Here is a 25125-nt window from a genome sequence, read left to right on the forward strand (position 1 = left end):
CGTTATGTCGGTGGGATGAGGGGGTATAAAATGGGGTGGCACAGCCACCCCATTTTATACCCCCTCAGAACAAAGATTCTGTCATTCCGACTGAAGGGAGGAATCTGCCTAATAAAAATCAACTTCTATATTACTATCCATCTTTTTATAAATTATTTATTAGAATATATAAGTTGTTGAGCAATTAGTTATACACACGATTTTTAAAAATATACACATGATATAAAAATGTTTTATATATTTAAATGATTAATAGTATTTAATAAGGTTTATTTAAAACCCAATCCGTATGATTATATTTACCAATCCTGATCTGCTTTCCTTAGGGAATAAAACAACTCTCAGATCATACACTACTACCTATAGTGCCGCCGGGGCCATCGCCAGAGGTCTGCTATCCCTTAGTGATGAATTTTTCCCACTCGACTTTGTCCTGCCTAATGATAGTTTAGAAGTAAGAAGTGAAACAAACGAAACAGAAACATCGTCTTCTATAGTCGTGTATCCCAATCCTAGCAATGGTCTACTAAAAGTAAACTTACCATCAGAAGTTACGACAGAAGCATGCAGCATCGTGTTCTATGACATCATCGGCAAAGAACTTTTAAACAAGTCATTATCGCAGGGTCTCAATCAGATCGACCTAGACAGTAAGGTGTCGAGTGGTGTCCTGATCTACACCATCATTACGGAAAAAGGGACGCTGATTAAATCAGGCAAGCTGATCATTACAAAATAGATATCATGAACTGCAGGTCTTTGTTTTTTATCATATTAACATTACTTAGTTCAAATAAAAGTTGGGGGCAGTTTACTGCCCTCAATTCTTATTTTAACCTTGCAACAAATGGATATACCTATTTCCTGGATGTTAAGCTTGTTGATGATTCTTTAACAATTTTTGGTGATATTGCTGAGGATACCATTTCAAAAAGACAAAACGTTTTTCTAGCACGTATGGACACACTGGGAAATATTTCTAAAATTAAGTTTTTTTATGACCCTTTAGGTCAATCTGAAAATTTAATCAATCGTAATGCGCAAATTTCAACTACTCTGGATGGTGGTTATATTTATACTACAGTACCCTTTGAAAGGAACAACAATGTTGATTTCTATAAAACAAATAAAAATTTCGAATTAGAATTCGCAAAAGAATTTGAACTAGACAATTGTACTGTTTATAGTATTAATTCCATTGAAGTTGAAAATTCATATTTCATAGGCTTAGATGTATGCACTCAAAATGGAAACGACCATGATTATTGCATTGTGAAGACAGACCTTCATGGCAATAAGTTATGGCATAAATTCTATGGTACTGAAGATAATTACGAATGGTTAAGAAATATAAAATCTTTTAAATACGGTGAAGTTACCTTATTGGGAAACCAAAGCATTAACAATCAAGGAAGGGTAGCAATAACTACAATAGATACATCGGGTATGGTTGTCAAAGAGATATTCAACATGGGAGATGGTGAAGGAAATATATATGATATTGATACTTTAGATAATGGTGATTATATCTATATATGCTCTCAATTAAAGGATATTGTTGATTATAATTCGTCCTTGAGAATATACAGAATAGATTCGCAAGGTGAAGTCATTTGGAAAAAAGTAATCAATGACGATGTATTCAATGCATACCTCTACCGCATGCACCGCAATGCCAACGGCACTTATACCATAATCGGCAAGGAAGAGGGCAAGGGTAGATCTTTGTGCATCACTCAGGACGGAGAAGTGCTATGGCAGCATATATATAAGCTCCCTTTTAGCCCTATGCCTATCCAATATTACAGCGGTCTGCTGGGTATGACAGCTCTACCAAGTGGCAATATAATAGCCTGCGGCTATTTCAGAGACTTGACAGATTTAAAAGATGAAGAACAGGGATGGCTAGTAAAATTGGATGCAGACGGGTGCATAGATAAAAACTGTAAGACGCTGCTGGGTGACCAGGAAGTAATCGAGATAGATGAGCTAAAGGTAGGAGTGTATCCCAACCCAAGCAATGGTCTTTTAAAGGTAAATATTCCTTATGGCCAAAATATGGATGATTGTATGATAAAAATCTATGACATTGTAGGAAATGTGATATTGAATAAAAAATTATTCGAAGGTGTCAACGACATAGATTTGGGAAAAGATGTAACCAGTGGAGTCTTGATATATAATGTATCTTCGGATTCCGGTAAATCACTAAAGTCCGGAAAACTGATTATCACGAAATAATACATCCTCCTTCTATAATAGCTTCATCCACCACTACTTAACGTACATTTAACCCAAAGTTTTTAGCCATTATGATAGAGGGTAAAGTTTTTTTACTACCTTTGTGCCGTATTTCAAGGCAGTGAGGATAGTTAAGTATTTATTTATAGTTTCATTCTACTTTTTCATTGGGACAAGTGGCGCACAAAATACTGCCAATCCTTTTGAATTAAGAGCTTCCGGGTCGGAAACAGTTGCGAATAAGAATCAACCAAAGCCTATTGCAGAGCAGGAAATAGATCATTCAAACCCATTTGAGATTATCCATGTACCTGCTAATTACGCTTTAAGAGATACCCTCCTCGTCAAAAAGCCGATTCCGATTACCTCCAAAAAAGTCAAGAACCAAAATTTTCTTTTTGTATCAATATCCCTACTTTTATTGTTTCTGACCATTCTGGTAGTGATGAACAGGGGCTTACTGGCCAATATTTACCGGGCTATATTTAGTGATACATACCTTAAGGTGGTATATCGCTTTCAGAATAGTGGACATACGCTTTCATATGGTTTATTCTATCTGTTCTTCTTTCTGAATGCAGGTCTGTTTCTCACCTTACTTTTAAAACAATTCAAGTTCAATTACTTTGCATCAGACATCACGCTGTTTTTCGTGTGTGTCGGTGGAATTGCGCTTACTTACTTTATAAAACACTCAGTCTTAAGGATCATTGGATTAATTTTTCCCGTCCAGAAAGAAATAAGTTACTACAGCTTTACTATTATTGCTTTCAATATTTTCCTTGGAATAGCATTGCTCCCGATTAATAGCTTGATCTCCTTTTCTAGTGATCAGGTGGCCAATTTATGCCTTTATCTGGGAGTAATTTTCTTCTTATTATTATATTGTATAAGGCAATTAAGAGGTATGTTTCTTGCTGCAAATTACTTAACATTTCAAAAGTTCCATTTTTTTATCTACCTTTGCACCATCGAAATAGCACCTATTTTAATATTAACTAAAATAATCTACTCTAACTCAGGGAATTCATTATAAACTTAATGATAAGTAAAATTCTATGACAACAAAGCTATCAACTTCAGCAAACTTAAGTAAATTGAAACGTGTAAATAGTATTTTGGTCTCTCAGCCACCCCCCCCAGTTAATACCAAAACTGCCTTTAATGAACTTGAAACAAAATATGGTCTGAAAGTGGATTACAGAGCTTTCAACCATGTCGAAGGTGTGGCGGAAAAGGACTTTCGTAAATCAAGAATACGACCTGAAGAGTTTAGTTGTATCATTTTTAACAGCAAACATGGAATTGAAAATTTCTTCAGAATCGCTGAAGAAATGCGGGTTAAAATCTCTCCAGATACCAAATATTTTTGCCTTACAGAATCTGTTGCCAATTACCTTCAGAAATTCATACATTATAGAAAGAGAAAAGTCTTTATTGGTAACAAGAAGATGGTAGATATGTCTTCTTCGTTGACTAAGCACAAAAATGAGACGTTTTTGGTTCCTATGTCTAATCTTGGAAATAAACCAGTCACAGAATGGCTCACTGGAGCTAAAATGAAATTTATTGAGGCGGAAATGTATCATACAGTTAGCAGTGATCTGTCTGACTTAAGTGATATAAAATATGATATGCTTGCATTTTTTAGCCCTCAGAGTTTGACGAGTTTATTCGAAAATTTCCCTGACTTTGTCCAGGAAGAAACAAGAATAGCTGCTTTCGGCAAGAGTACTTGTGAGATGGTAGATCATTTCAATCTAAAATTGGATGTTGCTGCACCTCAACCGGATGCCCCATCAATGCCGGGCGCTATTGAAAAATATTTGTTGTTAAGCAATAAGTAAGCGATCTTGTTTGATTTATTTGAAGTGAGTAAGCTCAAGAACTATCTTGATCTGCTTCCTGAGATGAAAGCATGGGCGCAGTTTGCCCCTCCAGGTAGATTTCCACTCGACCTTAATAATATTACTTTGACAAGTTCAGCAGTAGCTGTATTGCTATTCCCTTATGAAAGTAGGCTAAGTACGTTATTAATCGTTAGAACCTCCCATGATAAAGATAAACATAGCGGGCAGATAAGTTTTCCCGGTGGTAAGGCAGATGATTCTGACAAAGACCTTGTGCAAACTGCTCTAAGAGAATTGTGGGAAGAGACAGGGATTACATTAGATGAAAGTAACTTAATTGGCACATTGTCAAGTCTTGCTATCCCTGTTAGTGGATTCGAAGTAACACCAATAGTTTTATATTTGGACCAATTGCCGGAAATAACACTTTCTGAGCAAGAAGCAGAATCATATCATATTTTATCACTTCAACAACTTTCAGACATCTCTCACCGCAAGGTGATGGATATGAAACGTAATGAAAATATAATTCTTAAAGACATACCTTATATAGATCTCATAGAAGGGACACCACTTTGGGGCGCGACTGCCATGATCTTAGCAGAATTGTTGGAATGGATTAAAGCGGTGGAGCCGCTGGAGGTGAAGAAGTCAGAAGTTAGAAATCAGAAGTCAGAGTAACTCTTACGAAGATGTCAAAAATCACCCTATCACCCTATCACTCTATCACCCTATTGCCCTATCGTTTAATAATTTATCACTCATATAAAAATCATAAATCAGGGGCAAACTGACTACTGACTACTGATTATCTTAATCTATCTTCGTTCTCTCCCTATCCCATACCTTATTATCGGACAGCTTTCGCAATCCGTTGGCGGGAAACGACCTTTCAGGCCTCTCTCTGCCTATAAAAATTTTGCACAGAAGGAACTCTATTTATAATGTTGGACTTTTTTGATTACTGATTACTGATTACTGATTACTGATTACTGATTACTGATTACTGATTACTGATTACTGATTACTGATTACTGATTACTGATTACTGATTACTGATTACTGATTACTGATTACTGATTACTGATTGAAATATTTGACTACCAAATTTAATCAAATCATTTACTTTTACCAAATAAATAGAATATACTGTGGAAAAGATAATATTGAATAGGTATGCTTCTTTGTTACTCAATTATTGCATGGAGCTTAAAAGTGGAGAAAAATTATTAGTCACCACGACGACCTTAGCAGAGCCTCTTGTATCAGAGCTTTTCGATCAATGTCAAAAGGCTGGTATCATCATGGAAGTAATATTTGAATGGTCGGGCAAGTCCGAATCATTTGCATTGCATGGTCATGAAGCTCAGGCATCTTATGTTTCGCCACTTTATAAACAGGCTGTTGAATCATTTGATGGTTATCTTGTGATCAGAGCTCCATTTATCCCCTATGCATCTACACTTCCACCCAATAATATTTCCGGTGCCCGCAGTGAAGCAATTAAAGATCTCAATAAACTCTATTTCGAACGCACTGCTACCAGAGACCTGAAAAGAAATCTATGTCAATATCCAACGCAACAGGGGGCTGACGCTGCCGGAATGAGCCTTGAGGAATATACCGACTTCATTATCAATGCCTGTTATCTGAATGAAGAAGATCCGGCGTCCCATTGGGTTAAAGTGAGGGAATCACAACAAAAGGTAGTTGACCATCTCAACTCTTGTCTTCATTTCAGATATAAGAGCCCGGTCATGGACATTACTTTCACTACCGAAGGTCGCACTTGGATTAATTCTGATGGAAAAACAAATATGCCATCAGGCGAAGTTTATACAAGTCCCGTAGAAGATAGTGTCAATGGCTTTATCACATTTACATTGCCATCGTTATATCAGGGACATATGATCGAGAATGTGAAACTCGAAGTCAAGGATGGTTATATTGAACGCTGGTCAAGCGACAATAAAACCGAAATATTGGATGATGTATTCAAAATAGATGGCACCAGAAGATTTGGCGAAGCAGCTATAGGAACAAATTACAGGATCAACAGACTAACTAGAAATATCCTATATGATGAAAAAATAGGTGGTACAATACATATGGCCATCGGTCAATCCTACTTGCAGTCGGGTGGTAAAAATGAAAGTACAGTACATTGGGACATGATCAGTGACATGGTGAATGGAGGAAAGATATATGCTGATAGTGAACTCATCTATGAGAATGGAACTTTCATAATATAATTATAATTTCTTAGCATCTTTTTCTCTTTTATGATGCCTCCAATGAAATCCGGCAATTATACCCAACGAAATATAGAAGAAAGAACCTTCTTTATCTGATTCTACTACATCATTTATGGACAAGACGACCATTATGCTAAATAGGCATATTAAAGCCGCCATAATTGCAAGCTTATTATGTTCATCTTTCTCATCATGATATATGCGCTGTCCGATGATAAGCGCATAGCATACCAGAAATATAAATATTATTGCTGAGAAGATTCCTTGTTCTATAGCCAATAAAAGCACATAGGAATGGACGGTACTTCTGTCTGGATTATCACTTACGTAGGTCTGAAATGATCTAAGGGTAAAGGCTTTGTAAGTATCATAAAAATTGTTAGGACCTACTCCTAGTAAAGGCTTATCCTCAATCATATATCTGGCGGCTACCCATCTGTAGACCCTTTCCATCGTTGAAATATCCTCAAGATTATATGTAGCGGATAGAAGTTTGTTGAAATCCTGATGTGAAATAGTCTTGTTATAATCAGGAGCGAATTCAAAAAATCTATTATCCCTGATCACATACGTACCATATGAGATCACCCCGATCAATGTCAATACAATGGCCGGTTTAACTAGTTTGAATTTAATAATATAATAAAATGGAATAGCCAAAATCATAGTGCCTATTGCCGCACGCGTGTAACTAAAGTAAATTGCTACAGCATAAAGCAGTATCAGTGCTATATAAAAATAACTCTGTCCCCATTTCAGCTTATGTATTCTACTCAGAAACCACAAAAAAGGAAATACTACTAAGAGTTGGACTGCATAATTTACATGATTTGAATAAAAAGGGCCAACACAAAAATTTATCTCTGAAAATGAAAACCCTGATGCGCTATGTCTGACCATGACATATATCAGTGTTAAGGTGCAGGTAAATCCAACCAAGATGGATAGTTTTTTTACATCCTTCCAATCTTTTAGGAAAAAGGCCGTAAAGCCAAAATAGCCAACAATATACCATGCTTTGGCCAAGAGGTATTTAATAGATAATACTTGATTTACAGAAAATATGGTGGATATGACGGAAATGATAAAAAGCACAAAAAGTAAAACCACTATTGGGTGGCGCACAAAACTGAAATCTAAATCTTTATAATTATAAAGTATAAATCCGGGTAAAATAAAGAGCAATGCTATATTGAACAATTCGTCCGGTGCATCCAGACTCAGACTCCCAAAATAATATTCAATGGATAAAGGGATGCTCATGATCATTAGAAAATATGCCAGCTTAAGATCTTTTATGATAAATAAAGACAAAAGAGCTACGCTAGGCATAAGCAACAGTATGTATGCATCAAAAAGTATGGCAACAACTGAGATCAAAAGGAATAAAAGAAAAAGTAGGTTTAATAGCTTTTCACTTCCTTTTCCTATTGAAAATAAAGAATTATTCATTCCACATTTTTTTCCAATCAGGATCTTGAAGCGTATTAATGACGAGTATTCCTATTACGTTGAATAGCAAAGCGGCAAGGATCACGGCGAGAACTATCAGACTTCGCTTGGGTCTCGATTTAATAAGGGGCACATCTGCCTTCTCCACTAAGTGCAAAGCATTATTATTGCCATTCAATACACCAATAACCTGATTATATCTTGTATTATAAACGGTTAGATAATCTTTGGCAGATCTGAGCTGCGTGGACATGATCTCTATTGTATTCCGCCCTGCATTGAAGTTTGTAAAATTGATAGCACTGGTGCTATTGGTATCTGTGATTGATTTATATTCTTCTTTAAGACCTGCTACCATTGCCTTAAGCATATAAATAGTATCACGACGGATCCCTGGTACAGTTTCCAAGATTTTTAATCGCTCTTCTTCCCGCTTCAACTTAGATTCAGTGCCTACCATTTTTTTCATCAATTCGATGGCCTGTGATTCCGTATCTATGATCTTGTACTTGTTTCTTAGGAGTTTAACAGAGTCAGAGAGAACATTAACTTCAATTTGTTTTTGTTTGATGTTGTCTTTTATGGTGACAGCGAGTTCATTTAGGTTGGATTTCAGAAGATTAGATACAAGGTTATTTATCCTGTATCTGGTAGCATTTGCCATGGATGCTGCGACCACAGGATCTACATCCTCAATGGAAAGTTCAATAGCATCGAGCTTAGTTTTCTCAATTTTATAATGCTCTCTAAAAGTCATGTGGGCCTTATATCTTGCTTTACTTCCACTTGAATCAATATCGTACCTTTTGTACAAATCAAACGAATCGATCATGAAGTCGTAAAGTTCATTAGATTGCGCTACGGTAAGCATCCTGTCGAGGTCAACCCCTGTGCCATAGTAGTCCATATCCTTGGTGGCAGTACCAAAGATGTGCTCAGGTTTCATGATATCCGGACTCGCAGGGTAAAATATAGTCGTCGCCTGATAGTAATTAGGAAGAAAAAGGGATACAACAATGGCGACTACTGCTGCAATAGCAATATTTCTAAGTATGGCCTTTCTTCTTCTAAGAATAAGCTTGGTGATGTCTATTAATGTTTCTCTTGCTTGCATGAATTAATTTTTCAAGGCTGCAAAAGTACTACATTTAATGGTGAATGATAAATGAAAATTGAAAATGGAAAATGGAAAATTGAAAATGACGCGAAGAATGAGCAGTATTGTGTTTAGTTGGGCTCCATTTCCAATTATCAATTACCAATTAACCATATGTATGTTTAAATCATACAAGAATCTTGATTATCTTAAAAAATCTGCGTTCCCTTCTCTTAATGATAACTTTTGATCGAACAGCTTTCGCAATTCGCCAGGAGCAAACGACCATACATGCCTCACAATGTTTGCAAAATCTTGGTCCAATAGGAACTCTACTTGCAAAGGTGGACTTTTTGATTACTGATTACTGATTACTGATTACTGATTACTGATTACTGATTACTGATTACTGATTACTGATTACTGACCACTGATGACTGACCTCTAATAACAATTAACAATTCACAACTAACAATTAAAACGGTATATCAATAAATCCTTCATCGTTATTGGCTCTCGATTCCTTTCTGATCATACCACTTTCCGCAGGTGCACCGAATGGAGCTCCACCGCCACGCATGGCATTTCCAAAAAAGTCAACATCGCCGATGTCTTGATATTTTGCAAATTCTTTGACAAACTTCATCTTGATATTTCCCAAAGCACCATTTCTGTGTTTTTGGATAAGCAATTCTGCTTCAGGTTCGGCGATATTCATGCCAGGTTCTTCACCAAGATTGTGATAATCAGGACGATAAATAAATCCTACAATATCTGCATCCTGCTCTATGGAACCTGATTCTCGAAGGTCAGAAAGTTGTGGACGCTTATCAGTTCTGGTTTCGACAGCACGACTCAACTGAGATAATGCAATGACAGGCACATTCAATTCTTTCGCCAAACCTTTTAAAGCCCTTGATATCACGCTGACTTCCTGAGTTCTGTTCCCACCATTTTTGGATTCTGAACCGGAGGACATCAATTGAAGGTAATCGATGATGATCAGACCTATATTATGTTGCGTTTTTAACCTTCTACATTTTGCCCTTAGTTCAAAAGTGTTGATGGCAGGAGTATCATCCACGAATATCTTGAGGTCTGATTGGGTTTGAAGGGTGTGATGAAATCTTTTTAGTTCGTCATCCGAAAGCTTGCCGTCTCTGAGGCTCGAACTGGAAACTTCTGCCTCCATAGAAACGATACGTTGAGCCATTTGAAGTGTGGACATCTCCAGTGAAAATATTGCTACAGGAAAATCTTTTTTTGCTGCGTTAACCGCCATTGAAAGTACCAGGGCTGTCTTACCTACACTGGGACGTGCCGCTATAATAATAAGGTCCGAGGGCTGCCATCCTGAAGTTATCTTATCTAAAGATTTAAATCCTGAAGGCACTCCTGTCAACCCATCAGGTTTACCGGCCATTTCCTCCAGCCTCATTCTCACCTGATTGGCCATAGCAGTAAATGACTGCGGACCATTATTAAGATTTGAGTCGGTAATTCTGTATAGATTTTGCTCGGCTTCATCCAAAATGTCAAAAACATCTTTGGTATCTTCAAAACTATCATTAATGATCGTGGTAGATACACTGATCAGCTCTCTTTGAATGTATTTTTGAACAATGATTCTGGCATGATGCTCTACATTGGCAGCTGTTCCGACCTTAGATGTTAGTTCCGCAAGATATGCCGGGCCACCGACCTCTTCTATCTCCCCAGCTTTTTTTAACTCCTCATGAACTGTTAATAAATCTATTGGCTGCGTTTTGTTGAAAATACGCATCATTGCTGAGAATATCTTCGAATGCGCTTGTAGGTAAAATACGTCCGGAGAAAGCATATCAAGCACTGCCGACATCGCATTGATGTCGATCATGATAGCACCAAGTACGACCTCTTCGACCTGAACAGCCTGAGGAACTATTCTTCCGATCTGCCCTGAATTATAGTCGCTTGACCGTTTAATAGATCTCAAATTGGAACTACCTGAAGTAATTGATTGCTTAATATCTGCCATTGATAACGGATCGATTCATTTAGAGTGCAAGGTTAAGAAAAATTTACAAAGGCTTCAGGTTGCTGTTTACCTTATTCAAAACAGCAGTGTTGGTAATTAGGTTCATATGTTTGTAACTATGTGGAAAATTACGAAAATTATGTGGATAACGCGAGTAAGTCTGTCAGATATTTATTATTTATATATAAGTTTTAATTTTAATGTATCTTAATTATTTTCATAAATAGCTGATTTCGAATAGATTTATATTATATATAATTCAGATCTAATGTGTAAAGGAAGATTTATTGAAATTCTAATCTTCCAATTTGGTTTGTTAGCATATTTTTTAAAATAATTTTAGCTGCCAACCTTTAGATGTAAAGTTTATAAACATTCTAAATTACTCAAATGTTATACTTCTTTTTTTTGCTAAAATTTCGAATTCCTGTGCTGTAGCGGTATAATATTTTGTGTTTTATTAAATATTTTATCGGAACTTCTAAATGTCTTAACTTTGTCTTTTTAAATTTAAATATCTACATTGAAACAAACGCCGCAATATCAGGAGTTGAAAGATATTCTTTCCAAACGTATCATGGTCATCGATGGTGCGATGGGTACAATGATCCAGCGATATAAACTCTCGGAAGAGGATTTTAGAGGAGAAAGATTTAAAGATTTTCACGCCGACATAAAAGGTAATAATGAAATACTGAGCCTTACGAGGCCCGATATCATTGCATCCATTCATAAAGAATACCTCGACGCCGGAGCCGACATCATTGAAACTAATACTTTTTCTGCCAATACTGTCTCCCAAGCGGATTACGACCTGGAAGATATTTGTTATGAACTCAACTTTGAATCAGCAAAACTAGCGGCAAAAGCTGTAGCCGAAAAAAACCTTGAAACACCGGATAAGCGTCGTTTCGTAGCAGGAGCTTTAGGCCCAACTACCAAACTTGCCTCCATGTCTCCGGATGTTAATAATCCCGGGTTTAGAGCACTTGGATTCGATGATCTGGTAAAAGCCTATGGGGAACAAACCCGAGGTCTTATCGATGGTGGAGCAGATATTCTTTTGATCGAAACGATCACTGATACCCTCAATTGTAAAGCTGCTCTATTCGCCATTGACCAGATCTTTGAAGAAAGAGGAGAGAGCCTTCCCATCATGATTTCCGGCACGATCACGGATCAGAGTGGCAGAACACTTTCCGGTCAAACGGTAGAGGCTTTTTGGATCTCTGTCAGTCACATGCCTTTACTATCGGTTGGTTTGAATTGTGCTTTGGGAGCGGAAGAAATGCGCCCACACATCGAAGAGCTTTCGCGAATCTCAGATTGTTTTATTTCGGCTTATCCCAATGCCGGCTTACCCAACGAAATGGGTGAATATGATCAAGACCCTCATGAAATGGGCGATCACATGCACGACTTTGCTCTTAGCGGTTTTGTGAATATTGTAGGTGGTTGTTGCGGTACCACACCTGAACACATCAAAGAAATGGTGGAAACGGTTAGTAAAATTGCACCAAGACCTTTGGTGGAACAACCAAATTACACCATGTTAAGTGGTATGGAAGCACTTGTCTTCCGTCCCGAATTAAATTTTGTGAATGTCGGCGAGCGGACAAATGTCACCGGTTCGAAGAAATTCGAAAAACTCATCAAAAAGAAAGATTACAATACGGCACTAGAAGTGGCGCTTCAACAGGTTGAAGGTGGCGCCCAAATACTGGATGTTAACATGGACGAAGGATTGTTGGACAGTCATGCGGCCATGATTGAATTTCTAAATTTGGTCATGTCAGAACCTGACATCGCCAAGTTGCCCATCATGATCGACTCGTCCAAATGGTCAGTTATAGAAGCCGGTTTGAAATGTGTCCAAGGCAGATGTGTGGTCAATTCCATTTCTATGAAAGAAGGTGTGGAACAATTCAAAGAGCAAGCAAAGCTCGTTCGCAGATATGGCGCAGCTGCTGTAGTCATGGCATTTGACGAAGATGGTCAGGCCGACACAATAGAAAGAAAAGTAAGTATTTGTCAGCGAGCATATAAGATATTGACGGAAGAAATCGGCTTCAGACCTCAGGATATTATTTTTGATCCAAACATATTTGCGATAGCGACGGGGATTGAAGAGCACAATAATTACGCTGTTTATTTCATAGAGGCATGTCGTCAGATCAAGGCAACTTGCCCGGGAGCTAAGATCAGCGGTGGTGTCAGTAATATTTCCTTTTCATTCCGAGGAAATGACAGAGTGCGAGAAGCCATCCACTCATCCTTTCTGTATCACGCCATCCAGGCAGGTATGGACATGGGAATCGTCAATGCCGGAATGATGGAGATCTATGAAGAATTGCCCAAGGATCTTTTGGTGCTGGTGGAAGATGTCATTTTTAACAGAAATGAAGGAGCCACTGAAGCGATGACGACTTATGCGGAACAAGTCAAGGGTGGAGGAAAGGTCATAGAAAAAGATCTTGAATGGAGAAATAAACCGGTCAAAGAGCGATTGGCTCACAGCCTTGTCAAAGGAATCACGGAATTTATTATTGAAGATACGGAAGAAGCAAGACTGCTCAGTGCAATGCCGCTCGATGTGATTGAAGGGCCTTTGATGGACGGCATGAACATCGTCGGTGACTTATTTGGATCCGGAAAAATGTTTTTGCCTCAAGTTGTAAAAAGTGCCAGGGTAATGAAACAATCCGTGAATTATCTCTTTCCGTTTATCGAAGCTTCCAAAGCTGCGGGTGGTGGTTCATCCAAAGGAAAAGTGTTGATGGCGACTGTAAAGGGTGATGTCCATGACATTGGTAAAAATATAGTGGGCGTGGTTTTGGGTTGTAATAATTTCGATATAGTAGATCTTGGGGTGATGGTTTCGGCGGACAGAATCTTAAATGCCGCCATAGAGCACAATGTCGATATGATCGGCTTAAGTGGTTTGATCACACCTTCTCTTGATGAAATGGTACATGTGGCAAAGGAAATGCAGCGTCGTAATTTCACCATGCCATTATTAATAGGTGGTGCGACAACTTCAAAAACGCATACAGCAGTGAAGATCGAGGAACATTACAAAGGTCCTGTCATCCATGTCTTGGATGCTTCCAGGAGTGTGGCAGTGGCGACGACACTGATGTCAAGTGATAGCGAAGCAACTTCTAAATTTATATCTCAAACCAGAGAAGACTATGAAAAAATAAGAGTTCAGCGTGCTGGAAAGCGGACAGAAAAACGCATGTTGTCCTATGAGGTTGCCAGACAAAACAAGTTGAAGATCGATTGGGCTTCCTACACACCACCCACACCTGCATATCCGGGTGTGACAGTTTTAGAGGACTTTCCTTTGGAGGAAATAAAGAAATACATAGACTGGACGCCATTCTTCCAGGCATGGGAATTGGCCGGGAAATATCCGGCTATTCTTACTGACGAGGTGGTGGGTGAAGCAGCAACTGATCTATTCAAAGACGTCAACAAGCTAATGGATGACACGATCAAAGGAAAATGGTTGCAGGCTAATGGTGTCATAGGGTTATGGCCCGCCAATACAGTTGAGGATGACCTCATCGAAATATATGAAGATGACACCAGAACCAACGTCCTAAAAACATTGATCACTCGTCGTCAGCAGCAGCAGAAAGCTGCCGGACTGCCCAATATTTCACTTTCGGACTTCATTGCACCCAAAGAATCCGGTGTCAAGGACTACATCGGCGGATTTGCTGTGACGGGCGGCATGAACATCGAGAATAAGTTGGAAGAATTCGAAGCCAATCACGACGTCTATAATGCCATCATGTTCAAAGCGCTTGCTGACCGTTTCGCCGAAGCCTTTGCTGAATGTTTGCACCACAAAGTCAGAACCCATTATTGGGGTTACGCCTCCGATGAAAACCTCAACAACGAAGACCTCATCAAAGAAACCTATCGCGGTATACGTCCTGCACCCGGTTATCCTGCCTGTCCAGAACACTCGGAGAAAGGAAAACTATTCGAACTGATGGATGCCACGCGTAACACAGGTATTACTTTGACAGAATCATACGCCATGACGCCGACAGCGGCTGTTTCTGGTTGGTATTTTAGTCATCCGGATAGTAAGTATTTTGGAGTTGGGGAGATCTTGGAGGATCAGGTGGGGGCTTGGAAAGAGTATGAGTTTGAGATGGAGGAGAAGGTGTGAGGAGGTCTTCCTAGTTTAAAGATCATTTCTTTTTTTGAATTCTAAGGCTTTATTCAATTCCTTGTGTGAAAAACTTTCTTCAATGTTGCTGTAAATAGATTTTTATTGTGAATTTCATTCCTTAAGAAATGTAATATATTTGAGAAAAATAAACTTCATGGTTATTGCGCATATATGTCCATATTGGCGATATATGCGCCACAAAGTGAGGGATATAAATAAGTTATAAGCAAGCCTAAAAGACGACAGTGCAACTATAAACAGACGACTAAAAATTAAACGAATTTACTACGACAAACCATTTTGACAGGTGAACAACATACAGACCATATTTCAAACGGACAACGAGTAAGCCGACACTCATTGCCTACCCTTCTGTATTTTTTATTTTCCCCACCGCACATTTTTTTAATTCAATTTTATTGCCAACCCACAAATGGCACATTTGGTTTTGCCAGACACACAAGCCAACCCTTCCCAAAACCAAAAGAGCCATTTTTTGCCCACGCACCGACAAACAGACTGACAGTAATTCAAACAGTTTTTATATTGAAAAACGAGATAGTCAAAATATTAAATCTATCTTTGCGAACTCATCTCAAAATGGCATGAACAGAATTAAAGAAGTGTTGGAAGAAAAGGGAGTAAAACAGACTTGGTTGGCTGAAAAACTAGGCAAAAGTTACAACATGGTCAACGGCTATGTGCAAAACAGACAACAGCCAAGACTTGAAGTGCTTTTTGAAATTGCCAAAATACTAGGTGTTAAACCACAAGACTTAATAAAAGAGAAAAAATGACAAGCATAGCACAACGACAAGAATTACAAGCCAAGATTTGGAGAATTGCCAACGATGTTCGTGGCTCTGTGGATGGATGGGACTTTAAACAGTTTGTCTTAGGTACGCTGTTCTATCGCTTTATTAGTGAAAACTTCACCAATTACATTGAAGGTGGTGATGAAAGTGTAAACTATGCAAACTACCCTGATAAAGACATTACACCTGAAATAAAAGACGATGCAATTAAAACAAAAGGTTATTTCATTTATCCCAGTCAACTATTTGTCAATGTTGCCAAAACAGCTAATACCAACCCAAATCTAAACACAGACTTAAAAGCGATTTATGACGCTATTGAAAGTTCTGCAAACGGTTATCCATCTGAACCAGATATAAAAGGTTTGTTTGCCGATTTTGATACTACAAGCACACGACTGGGAAACACTGTTGAAAGCAAAAACAACACCTTGGCTAAAGTTTTAAAAGGAATTGCTGAACTAGATTTTGGCAATTTTGAAGACAATCAAATAGACCTTTTTGGTGATGCCTATGAGTTTTTGATTTCCAATTATGCCGCCAATGCAGGGAAATCGGGAGGTGAGTTTTTTACGCCACAACACGTTTCAAAACTCATTGCACAATTGGCAATGCACAAGCAAGACAAGGTAAACAAGATTTATGACCCAGCCGCAGGTTCAGGCTCTTTATTGTTACAAGCCAAAAAGCATTTCGACAATCATATTATTGAAGAAGGTTTTTATGGGCAGGAAGTAAACCACACCACTTATAACCTTGCTCGTATGAACATGTTTTTGCACAACATCAATTACGACAAGTTTAATATTGCCCTTGGCAATACACTTCGCAACCCACACTATGGCGATGAAAAACCATTTGATGCCATTGTTTCTAATCCTCCATACTCAATAAATTGGATTGGTGACGATGACCCAACACTAATTAATGACGACCGTTTTGCACCTGCTGGTGTATTGGCTCCTAAATCAAAAGCAGATTTTGCTTTTGTATTACATGCCCTAAGTTATCTATCAAGTAAAGGCAGGGCAGCTATTGTTTGTTTCCTGGTATCTTTTACCGTGGCGGTGCTGAACAGAAAATCAGAAAGTATTTAGTGGATAATAATTTTGTAGAAACCATAATCTCCGTAGCACCCAATTTGTTTTATGGCACTTCCATAGCTGTTACACTCTTGGTACTTTCCAAGCATAAAACTGAAAACAAAACCCAATTTATTGATGCTAGTGGTGAGGACTTCTTTAAAAAAGTAACCAACAATAATTTGCTTGAAGACAAACACATAGAGCGAATTATGGAAATTTTTGATAGCAAAGTCGATGTAGCACATATAGCTGCTTCAATAGACAATGCAAAAATTGCTGAAAATGATTATAACCTATCCGTTAGCTCATATGTAGCAGCCAAAGACAACAGAGAAAAAGTAGATATAAAAACCCTGAACGAAGAGATTGCTACAACAGTGAAAAAAATAAGTTTGCTTCGTGCTGATATTGATACTATCATAAAAGAAATTGAAGCATGAGCAATATAGAAAAACTATTAGAAGGTGTGGAGGTGGAGTGGAAGACTTTGGGGGAGGTGACAAATGTACTTCGTGGACGAAGATTGACTAGAGAACAACTTTCAGTTGATATGAAGTTTCCTGTTTTTCACGGAGGTTTAGAACCTCTGGGTTATTATGGGAAAAATAATAGACCAGCAAATTCAGTTATGATAATTAATGTAGGTGCATCTGCTGGAACTGTAGGATATAGTGATGTTGATTTTTGGTCTTCTGATGGATGCTATTGTCTTGAACATTCTGAATTGTTAAACAATAAATTTCTTTATTACTATTTAATTGGGAAACAAAATTTCTTACAATCCAGAGTTAGAAAGGCTGGCATACCAACTCTAGATGGTCTTGTAGTTGAAAAACTCCAAATCGCCATCCCACCACTTTCTATTCAAAATGAAATTGTTCGCATTTTAGATTCATTTACAGAGCTTACAGCGGAGCTTACAGCGGAGCTTACAGCTCGGAAGCAACAATATAATTATTATCGAGATAAATTATTACGCTTTGAAGATGGTGAAGTGGAATTAGTAGCATTGCAATATTTAGCTGAAAATTTGGACTCAATGCGAAAACCCGTTACAAGTGGATTAAGAGATGCAGGCGATATTCCATATTATGGAGCTTCCGGCATTGTGGATTACGTAAAAGATTACATATTCGATGGTGAGTTTTTATTAATTTCTGAAGATGGTGCAAATTTAATTGCAAGAAATACTCCTATTGCATTTAGTGTAAGTGGAAAGAGTTGGGTTAACAATCATGCTCATGTATTGAAATTCAACACATATGCAGAAAGAAGATTTGTAGAATATTATTTGAATAGTATTGATTTAACGTCATTTATTTCAGGTGCTGCTCAACCAAAATTAAATCAAAAAAATTTAAACAGTATTAAAATACCAAACCCATCTCCAAAGGAACAAGTACGCATCGTTTCTATCCTCGATACATTTGATACCTTAACCAACTCCATTACCGAGGGTTTGCCTAAAGAGATATCATTGAGGAAACAGCAGTATGAGTATTATAGAGATAAATTGCTAACATTTCCAAAGAACAATATAGAATTATAATATGGGACAATCCTTAACAGAAATAGCACAATCTCTTTTAGATGCCAATAAAAAAATACAGTTAATCTATGCTTTCAATGGCTCTGGCAAAACACGTTTATCACGTGAATTTAAAGAGTTGATAGCCCCTAAAAATCCTCATACCGAAGAAGAGGAAACAAAAATCAAAATAATGTACTACAATGCATTTACAGAAGATTTGTTTTATTGGAATAATGATTTGGTTTACGATACTGATAGAAAATTAATAATCCAACCGAATAATTATACCGATTGGGTACTTGTAGATGAAGGTCAAGAACCTAATATAACAAAGCATTTTCAACGTTATACAAACGATAAATTAACGCCTGAATTTAATTCAGAATATACGATTAAGGATAAGGATAATAATGATGTTACTATTCCTGCTTATTCTGAAGTTCGATTTTCTTTTCAACGTGGAAATGATGAGGTACCTGAGTTTGTTAAAATCTCAAAGGGAGAAGAAAGCAGTTTTATATGGAGTGTTTTTTACAGCTTATTAGAGCAAACTATTAGCGTAATAAATAAGGCAGAAGTAACAGAAAGAGATACGGACCAATTTAACGATTTGCAATATGTTTTTATAGATGACCCAGTTAGCTCATTAGATGATAATCATTTGATTGAACTAGCTGTGAATATTGCTGAATTGATAAAATCAAGCACTTCCGATTTGAAGTTCATAATCACTACACATAATCCATTATTCTACAATATACTTTTCAATGAATTTAATAGGGTTAAAAAAACTAAGAAGTGGATTTTGGAAAAGTTGAATGATGGTACTTTTTCAATGAATGAATTAGAAAGTGACTCTCCTTTCTCATATCACTTATTTTTATTATCAGAATTGGAGAAAGCAACACAGCCAACAGGTGAGATAAAAAAGTTTCATTTCAATTTTCTTCGGAATCTATTAGAAAAGACTTCCACTTTTTTGGGGTATAATAAATGGGAAGACCTTTTGCCTCAAGAATCACGTGAAGCTTATTACAGGCGGATTATAAATCTATCAAGTCATTCAAAACACAACGGAGAAGAAATTGCAATCGTTGAAGAAAATGACAAGAGAGTATTGGGCTTCCTAGTAAATGAAATCAAAAGAATGTACGGCTTCAAGCCAATTAATAACACAAGCACAACTGAAGAGAATGTCGCAATATAAAACCATAGCAGAATCAAATAACTTCATTGTACTTGATAAATTCACCAAGTATTTTGAAGTGAATGAGGCTCCTGCTGTTTATCAAACAGAGGCAGCACTGGAGAAGGAATTTATTCAAGACCTAATTAATCAAGGTTATGAAAATCCTACAAACTTAAATACGCTAGAAGCAATGCTGGCGAATGTAAGAGTACAAATTCAATCGCTAAATAATGTGGAATTTTTGGATGGAGAATGGACACGTTTTGTAGAAGAGTATTTAGACAAGCCAAGTGACAACCTTGTTGAGAAAACAAGAAAGATACACGACAATTATATTTACGATTTCGTTTTTGATGATGGTCATATTCAAAACATCTACTTAGTAGATAAAATAAATATTACACGTAATAAAATACAGGTAATTTCACAATTTGAGCAAACCGGAACAAATGCTAATCGCTATGATGTAACCATTCTAGTCAATGGATTGCCATTGGTTCAGGTTGAGTTAAAAAAACGTGGTGTTGCTATACGTGAAGCGTTTAACCAAGTTCACAGATACTCAAAGGAAAGTTTTAACAGTAAGAACTCCCTTTATAAATACATTCAAATTTTTGTCATCTCAAACGGTACTGACAGCCGATATTTTGCAAACACCGTTCAGAGAAACAAAAACAGTTTTGACTTTACAATGAATTGGGCAAAGGCCGACAATACATTGATTAAAGACCTTAAAGATTTTACAACTACCTTTTTTCAGAAAAAGACTCTCTTAGAAGTATTACTAAAGTATTCTGTTTTTGATACAAGTGATACGTTGCTTGTTATGAGACCGTATCAGATTGCAGCAACTGAAAGAATTTTATGGAAAATCGAAAGTTCTTTTAATTCAAAAAAATGGTCAACACAGAAGGAGGCGGTTATATTTGGCACACCACAGGTTCAGGAAAAACACTTACCAGTTTTAAAGCGGCACGTTTAGCAACTCAACTTGATTTTATTGATAAAGTATTCTTTGTAGTTGACCGTAAAGACCTGGACTTTCAAACGATGAAAGAATATCAGCGTTTCTCTCCCGATAGTGTTAATGGCTCTGACAGCACAGCAGGATTAAAGAGAAACATTGAGAAGGATGATAATAAAATTATTGTAACAACAATACAAAAACTAAATAACCTCATGAAAACTGAGGGTGATTTAGCTATATATCAAAAGCAAGTCGTTTTCATTTTTGATGAAGCACACCGTTCTCAATTTGGTGAAGCACAAAAGAATCTGATTAAGAAGTTTAAAAAATTCTATCAATTTGGTTTTACAGGAACGCCCATCTTTCCACAAAATGCTTTAGGTGCAGAAACAACTGCAAGTGTATTTGGTCGTGAGTTGCATTCATATGTAATTACGGATGCTATTAGAGATGAAAAAGTTCTAAAATTTAAAGTTGATTATAATGATGTTCGACCACAGTTTAAGAGTATTGAAACAGAAATTGATGAGAAAAAGTTAAGTGCAGCAGAAAACAAAAAAGCTTTGCTTCATCCAGAACGCATCAAAGAAATATCTCAATACATCTTACAGAATTTCAGGTTAAAAACCCATAGAAATCAAGGAAGCAACAAAGGCTTTAATGCCATGTTTGCAGTAAGTAGTGTTGATGCAGCCAAATGCTATTATGAGGAATTAAACAACTTACAAAAAGATAGTGATAAACCTTTGAAGATTGCAACAATCTTCTCTTTCGCAGCTAATGAAGAACAAAGTGCAATAGGTGAAATAGTTGATGAAAGTTTTGAACCTTCTGCAATGGATGTTAGTGCTAAAGAGTTTTTAACCAAAGCAATTAGTGACTATAACTCAATGTTCAAAACCAGTTATGGCGTTGATAGCAATGAGTTTCAGAATTACTATCGTGACCTTGCAAAACGTGTAAAGAACAAAGAGATTGACCTAGTAATTGTTGTCGGAATGTTCCTTACTGGTTTTGATGCTCCGACACTCAATACAATTTTTGTTGACAAGAATTTGCGTTATCATGGCTTAATACAAGCCTTCTCACGAACCAACCGTATTTATGATGCGACAAAAACTTTTGGCAATATTGTTACATTCAGAGATTTAGAAAAAGCAACGATAGATGCTATTACCCTTTTCGGTGACAGCAATACTAAAAATGTAGTTCTTGAAAAGAGCTACAAAGAATATTTAGAAGGCTTTACAGACATTGTTACAGGTGAAGCACGCAGAGGTTATGTTGAAGTAGTAAATGAGTTAAATGAGAAATTCCCTAAACCTGACGAAATTGTAAAAGAGAAAGACAAAAAGGAATTCGCAAAACTATTCGGAGAATATTTACGAGTTGAAAATATCCTCCAAAATTACGATGAATTTAACCACCTTAAAGCATTTCAGACGTTAGACAAAAATAACCCAGACGCCATTGAAGAATTTAAAAAAGCTCATTTTGTAACAGATGAGGATATTGCAGCAATGCAAAAAATTGAATTGCTCAAAGAAAGGACAGTTCAGGATTACCGTTCAACTTATAATGATATACGAGATTGGTTAAGACGTGAAAAAAGCGGAAAGGAAACAGAAGAATCCACAATTGATTGGGATGATGTAGTATTTGAAGTTGACTTGCTTAAATCACAAGAGATAAATCTTGACTACATTCTTGAATTAATTTTTGAGCATAACAAGAAGACAAAAGATAAGGAAACTTTAATTGCTGAAATACGCAGGGTTATTCGTGCAAGTGTTGGGAATAGAGCAAAAGAAAGTTTAGTTGTTGATTTCATAAATGAAACTAACCTTGATACTCTTCAGGACAAAGCAAATGTGATAGATTCATTCTTTGCATTTGCCCAAAGAAAGCAAAAAGAGGAAGCATTGGAATTAATCACAGAAGAAAATCTAAACGAAGAAGAAGCAAAGCGTTACATAACAACTTCTTTAAAGCGAGAATATGCAAGTGAAAACGGAACAGAATTGAATGCCCTTTTACCGAAAATGAGTCCTTTAAATCCTCATTATTTAACAAAGAAACAAAGTGTTTTTCAAAAGCTAGTTTCGTTCGTAGAGAAGTTTAAAGGAGTTGGTGGACAACTATAAATATTTACAAAAAGAAAAATGAATAGCCAGCCCAACAGCCACACACATTGCCAAGCCGCACAAGCCAACGCACAGACCAAAGCTTGGCAAAGAGTGTGTCTGTCCCACCCTGACAAAATTGAATTAAAAAAAATCTCCTCCCCTTCTGAAAATAAAAAATACCCAACCGCACAACCCGACACGACAACGACAGAGAAACGTAGTATTGACAATGGTTTGCAAGGACGGTGGACAGAAGGCCAGCTTATAACAGCACCTACAAAAAATTGGCGGTTCAGTGCTTCGTATGACAGTTTTGTGGTTAATCAAACATTCGTTCTTCGTATGAACATTTGTGGTAAAAATCGCCAACTTCTTGTAGCCGCAACACCGTTACCACAATTTGAAAAAAATCTTAAATCAATGAAAGTAAATTTATTAATCACTATTCTATTTTGTTCGACGATTTTTGCTTGCAGAAAAGAAACCGATGACCGATTTATTTTTTTCCTGCACAACAGATTTTTGGAAGAACACAAATTAAGTGAATTACACCCTGAATATGGACGCACTGAATATCATGAAATTATTGCCGAATTTGAAAATAGCGGATTTAAAGTAATTAGTGAAAAGCGAAACGGAAATGTTAACGCTAGAGATTACGCAGTCGGAATTGTAAATCAAATTGACAGTTTGTTAAAAACTGGAATTGAACCTCAAAAAATAACTATAGTCGGAACTTCAAAAGGTGGATATATCGCTCAATATGTTTCGACTTTGGCAAATAAACAAGATCTGAATTTTGTTTTTATTGCAAGTTTTAGGAATAGCGACATTCAAAATATACCTGATATCCATTATTGCGGAAATATTTTGACAATTTACGAGAAGTCCGACTCCTTTGGAGTTTCTTCATTGGAACGAAAGAAAACCTCGAATTGCGAAATAAAAAACTTTAAAGAAATCGAACTGAATACAGGAATGGGACACGGATTTTTATTCAAACCTTTAAAAGAATGGATTGAACCAACAATAAAATGGGCGCACGGAAACTACAATTTTGAATAAAAACTGTTGTTGACATCCTATTAACCTGTTGATTGGCATTTGCTGATTGTTAAAGTTACGATTTTCCCAAAGTTAGTTTATATTTGAGTCGCTTCATGCCAAAAGACTACAAATCTCATTTAAACCCAACGTTCAGCTTTCATAGTTACGCATCATACGGAAAAAGCCTTCAATATTTAGAATATTCCAATTTTAAATAATCCTAACTTAAATTAAACATCATTAGGAGTGCCCATAATAAAATCAAACAAAAATAAATTGTAACCATTTCATTTTTTATTTACTCTAAGGTAGTATAAGACAATTATTATTATCAATTTAAAGTAACAAAAAAATGAACACAAATTTAAGTTTTTCGAACAGTGTAAAAAGTATGTTTTTACTATTATTTATTGCAATTTCAACTATGTTGACCTTTTCAAGTTGCTCAAAGGATGACGACAACTTCAATTCATTAACTACAGAGAAGTATGTTAAGTATGATAATGCCATGCATAAGTTATGGGCAGATCACATGCAATGGACTTATGCAACCGTTGATGCTTATTTTAATAATCCTAATGCGCTAAATGCTCAATTAACAAGATTATTGAAAAACCAAGAAGATATTGGAGCAGCTATTGTACCTTATTATGGGCAAGCAGCAGGTGATCAATTGGCTGTATTACTAAAAGGCCACATCAATGGAGCGGTTCCTGTCTTAGAAGCAGCAAAGAATAATGACCAAGCAGCACTAGGTGTCGCGGTGACTAACTGGCGAGCTAACGCAAAAGAAATTGCAGACTTTCTCTCAGGAGCTAACCCACAATATTGGGAGCAATCTCATATGCGCGAACATATGGATTCACATATAACTCAAACTATAGCTTATTCGGTTGACCTACTTCAACAAAATTATAGCCAAGCCGTAATTGATTATGATGTAGCTTTTAATCATATGATGCACCAAGCTACCTATTTAGCTGAAGGAATAGCAAAACAATATCCAAATAAATTCTAAAATTGCTTTTAATTAGAATACAATACTGAGTTAATAAATTAATAATTTATTAACTCAGTATTGTATTTCTAAAAAACAAAAGGAATGGATATAAAAAACAATTCAACGAGTAAGCAATTGCTGCTTGGTAGCATTATGGAATTATGCATTTAATGAATGGTATGAAAGTCAGTCCGATAAATGTTTTCAATTACTTTTAGTTCCTTGAAATATTGACTGAAAATCTAGATTTTGGAAAAGAATATGT

The 25125-nt window shown here is 36.7% G+C and carries 15 protein-coding genes and 2 pseudogenes; 14 read left to right on the forward strand and 3 right to left on the reverse strand.

What is annotated here, in order from left to right; translation table 11 throughout:
* Nucleotides 1–289 precede the first annotated feature (289 nt).
* The 6 genes from IPI15_RS00165 to IPI15_RS00190 all read left to right on the forward strand — a co-directional run bounded on the left by IPI15_RS00165 (nucleotide 290) and on the right by IPI15_RS00190 (nucleotide 6343).
* Nucleotides 290–739 (forward strand): T9SS type A sorting domain-containing protein, encoded by a 450-nt coding sequence (locus IPI15_RS00165; RefSeq protein WP_287402292.1) that lies wholly within the window; start codon nucleotides 290–292, stop codon nucleotides 737–739.
* A gap of 5 nt (nucleotides 740–744) precedes the next feature.
* Entirely contained in the window at nucleotides 745–2241 is a 1497-nt protein-coding gene (locus IPI15_RS00170; protein WP_287402294.1) for a T9SS type A sorting domain-containing protein, read from the forward strand.
* A gap of 121 nt (nucleotides 2242–2362) precedes the next feature.
* Nucleotides 2363–3277 (forward strand): DUF4271 domain-containing protein, encoded by a 915-nt coding sequence (locus IPI15_RS00175; protein ID WP_287418732.1) that lies wholly within the window; start codon nucleotides 2363–2365, stop codon nucleotides 3275–3277.
* Between the two features lie 22 nt (nucleotides 3278–3299).
* The gene (locus tag IPI15_RS00180) at nucleotides 3300–4088 is read left to right on the forward strand and encodes a uroporphyrinogen-III synthase (RefSeq protein WP_287402298.1); all 789 of its coding nucleotides are present in this window, start codon (nucleotides 3300–3302) and stop codon (nucleotides 4086–4088) included.
* A 6-nt stretch (nucleotides 4089–4094) separates the two neighbouring features.
* A complete protein-coding gene (locus IPI15_RS00185) occupies nucleotides 4095–4772 on the forward strand; it encodes an NUDIX hydrolase (protein ID WP_287402300.1) in 678 nt (225 codons plus the stop codon).
* A gap of 470 nt (nucleotides 4773–5242) precedes the next feature.
* Nucleotides 5243–6343, forward strand: coding sequence for an aminopeptidase (locus tag IPI15_RS00190; protein WP_287402302.1), 1101 nt, complete (start codon nucleotides 5243–5245; stop codon nucleotides 6341–6343).
* On the opposite strand, the gene IPI15_RS00195 is transcribed toward IPI15_RS00190, so the two are convergent.
* From IPI15_RS00195 to dnaB, 3 genes are all read right to left on the reverse strand, one after another.
* On the reverse strand, nucleotides 6344–7798 hold the full coding sequence (locus IPI15_RS00195; RefSeq protein ID WP_287418734.1) for an O-antigen ligase family protein: 1455 nt from the start codon (nucleotides 7796–7798) through the stop codon (nucleotides 6344–6346).
* Nucleotides 7791–8912, reverse strand: coding sequence for a GumC domain-containing protein (locus IPI15_RS00200; protein WP_287418735.1), 1122 nt, complete (start codon nucleotides 8910–8912; stop codon nucleotides 7791–7793). The genes IPI15_RS00195 and IPI15_RS00200 overlap by 8 nt, the downstream gene beginning before the upstream one ends.
* 457 nt (nucleotides 8913–9369) lie before the next feature.
* Nucleotides 9370–10911 (reverse strand): replicative DNA helicase, encoded by a 1542-nt coding sequence (dnaB, locus tag IPI15_RS00205; RefSeq protein WP_287402309.1) that lies wholly within the window; start codon nucleotides 10909–10911, stop codon nucleotides 9370–9372.
* 523 nt (nucleotides 10912–11434) lie between these two features.
* Between dnaB and metH the strand changes: the two genes are divergently transcribed.
* The 8 genes and pseudogenes from metH (at nucleotide 11435) to IPI15_RS00250 (ending at nucleotide 24878) form a co-directional block, all read left to right on the forward strand.
* A complete protein-coding gene (gene metH / locus IPI15_RS00210) occupies nucleotides 11435–15097 on the forward strand; it encodes a methionine synthase (RefSeq protein WP_287418737.1) in 3663 nt (1220 codons plus the stop codon).
* A gap of 608 nt (nucleotides 15098–15705) precedes the next feature.
* Complete coding sequence (locus IPI15_RS00215; RefSeq protein ID WP_287418739.1) at nucleotides 15706–15897, forward strand: helix-turn-helix domain-containing protein; 192 nt, start codon at nucleotides 15706–15708, stop codon at nucleotides 15895–15897.
* Nucleotides 15894–17440 (forward strand): annotated as a pseudogene (locus tag IPI15_RS00220) (type I restriction-modification system subunit M). Before IPI15_RS00215 ends, IPI15_RS00220 begins: the two are co-directional and overlap by 4 nt.
* Nucleotides 17437–18549, forward strand: coding sequence for a restriction endonuclease subunit S (locus IPI15_RS00225; RefSeq protein ID WP_287418741.1), 1113 nt, complete (start codon nucleotides 17437–17439; stop codon nucleotides 18547–18549). Before IPI15_RS00220 ends, IPI15_RS00225 begins: the two are co-directional and overlap by 4 nt.
* 1 nt (nucleotide 18550) lies before the next feature.
* On the forward strand, nucleotides 18551–19738 hold the full coding sequence (locus IPI15_RS00230) for an AAA family ATPase (RefSeq protein ID WP_287418742.1): 1188 nt from the start codon (nucleotides 18551–18553) through the stop codon (nucleotides 19736–19738).
* A pseudogene (locus IPI15_RS00240) lies at nucleotides 19725–22831 on the forward strand (type I restriction endonuclease subunit R). Before IPI15_RS00230 ends, IPI15_RS00240 begins: the two are co-directional and overlap by 14 nt.
* 402 nt (nucleotides 22832–23233) lie before the next feature.
* Nucleotides 23234–23878, forward strand: a complete 645-nt coding sequence (locus IPI15_RS19715; RefSeq protein WP_353845285.1) for an alpha/beta hydrolase — start codon at nucleotides 23234–23236, stop codon at nucleotides 23876–23878.
* 334 nt (nucleotides 23879–24212) lie between these two features.
* The gene (locus IPI15_RS00250) at nucleotides 24213–24878 is read left to right on the forward strand and encodes a hypothetical protein (protein ID WP_287418746.1); all 666 of its coding nucleotides are present in this window, start codon (nucleotides 24213–24215) and stop codon (nucleotides 24876–24878) included.
* Nucleotides 24879–25125 lie beyond the last annotated feature (247 nt).

This window comes from Candidatus Brachybacter algidus (genome assembly GCF_016707225.1).
Lineage (GTDB): Bacteria > Bacteroidota > Bacteroidia > Chitinophagales > Saprospiraceae > Parvibacillus > Parvibacillus algidus.

Bases quoted from the DNA above. Each gene is read 5' to 3' on its own strand.
- IPI15_RS00230 (WP_287418742.1), top strand. From the start codon at position 18,551: ATGGGACAATCCTTAACAGAAATAGCACAATCTCTTTTAGATGCCAAT.
- IPI15_RS00170 (WP_287402294.1), top strand. From the start codon at position 745: ATGAACTGCAGGTCTTTGTTTTTTATCATATTAACATTACTTAGTTCA.
- IPI15_RS19715 (WP_353845285.1), top strand. From the start codon at position 23,234: ATGAAAGTAAATTTATTAATCACTATTCTATTTTGTTCGACGATTTTT.
- IPI15_RS00195 (WP_287418734.1), bottom strand. From the start codon at position 7,798: ATGAATAATTCTTTATTTTCAATAGGAAAAGGAAGTGAAAAGCTATTA.
- IPI15_RS00250 (WP_287418746.1), top strand. From the start codon at position 24,213: ATGAACACAAATTTAAGTTTTTCGAACAGTGTAAAAAGTATGTTTTTA.
- IPI15_RS00225 (WP_287418741.1), top strand. From the start codon at position 17,437: ATGAGCAATATAGAAAAACTATTAGAAGGTGTGGAGGTGGAGTGGAAG.
- IPI15_RS00165 (WP_287402292.1), top strand. From the start codon at position 290: ATGATTATATTTACCAATCCTGATCTGCTTTCCTTAGGGAATAAAACA.
- IPI15_RS00215 (WP_287418739.1), top strand. From the start codon at position 15,706: ATGAACAGAATTAAAGAAGTGTTGGAAGAAAAGGGAGTAAAACAGACT.
- dnaB (WP_287402309.1), bottom strand. From the start codon at position 10,911: ATGGCAGATATTAAGCAATCAATTACTTCAGGTAGTTCCAATTTGAGA.
- IPI15_RS00180 (WP_287402298.1), top strand. From the start codon at position 3,300: ATGACAACAAAGCTATCAACTTCAGCAAACTTAAGTAAATTGAAACGT.
- IPI15_RS00200 (WP_287418735.1), bottom strand. From the start codon at position 8,912: ATGCAAGCAAGAGAAACATTAATAGACATCACCAAGCTTATTCTTAGA.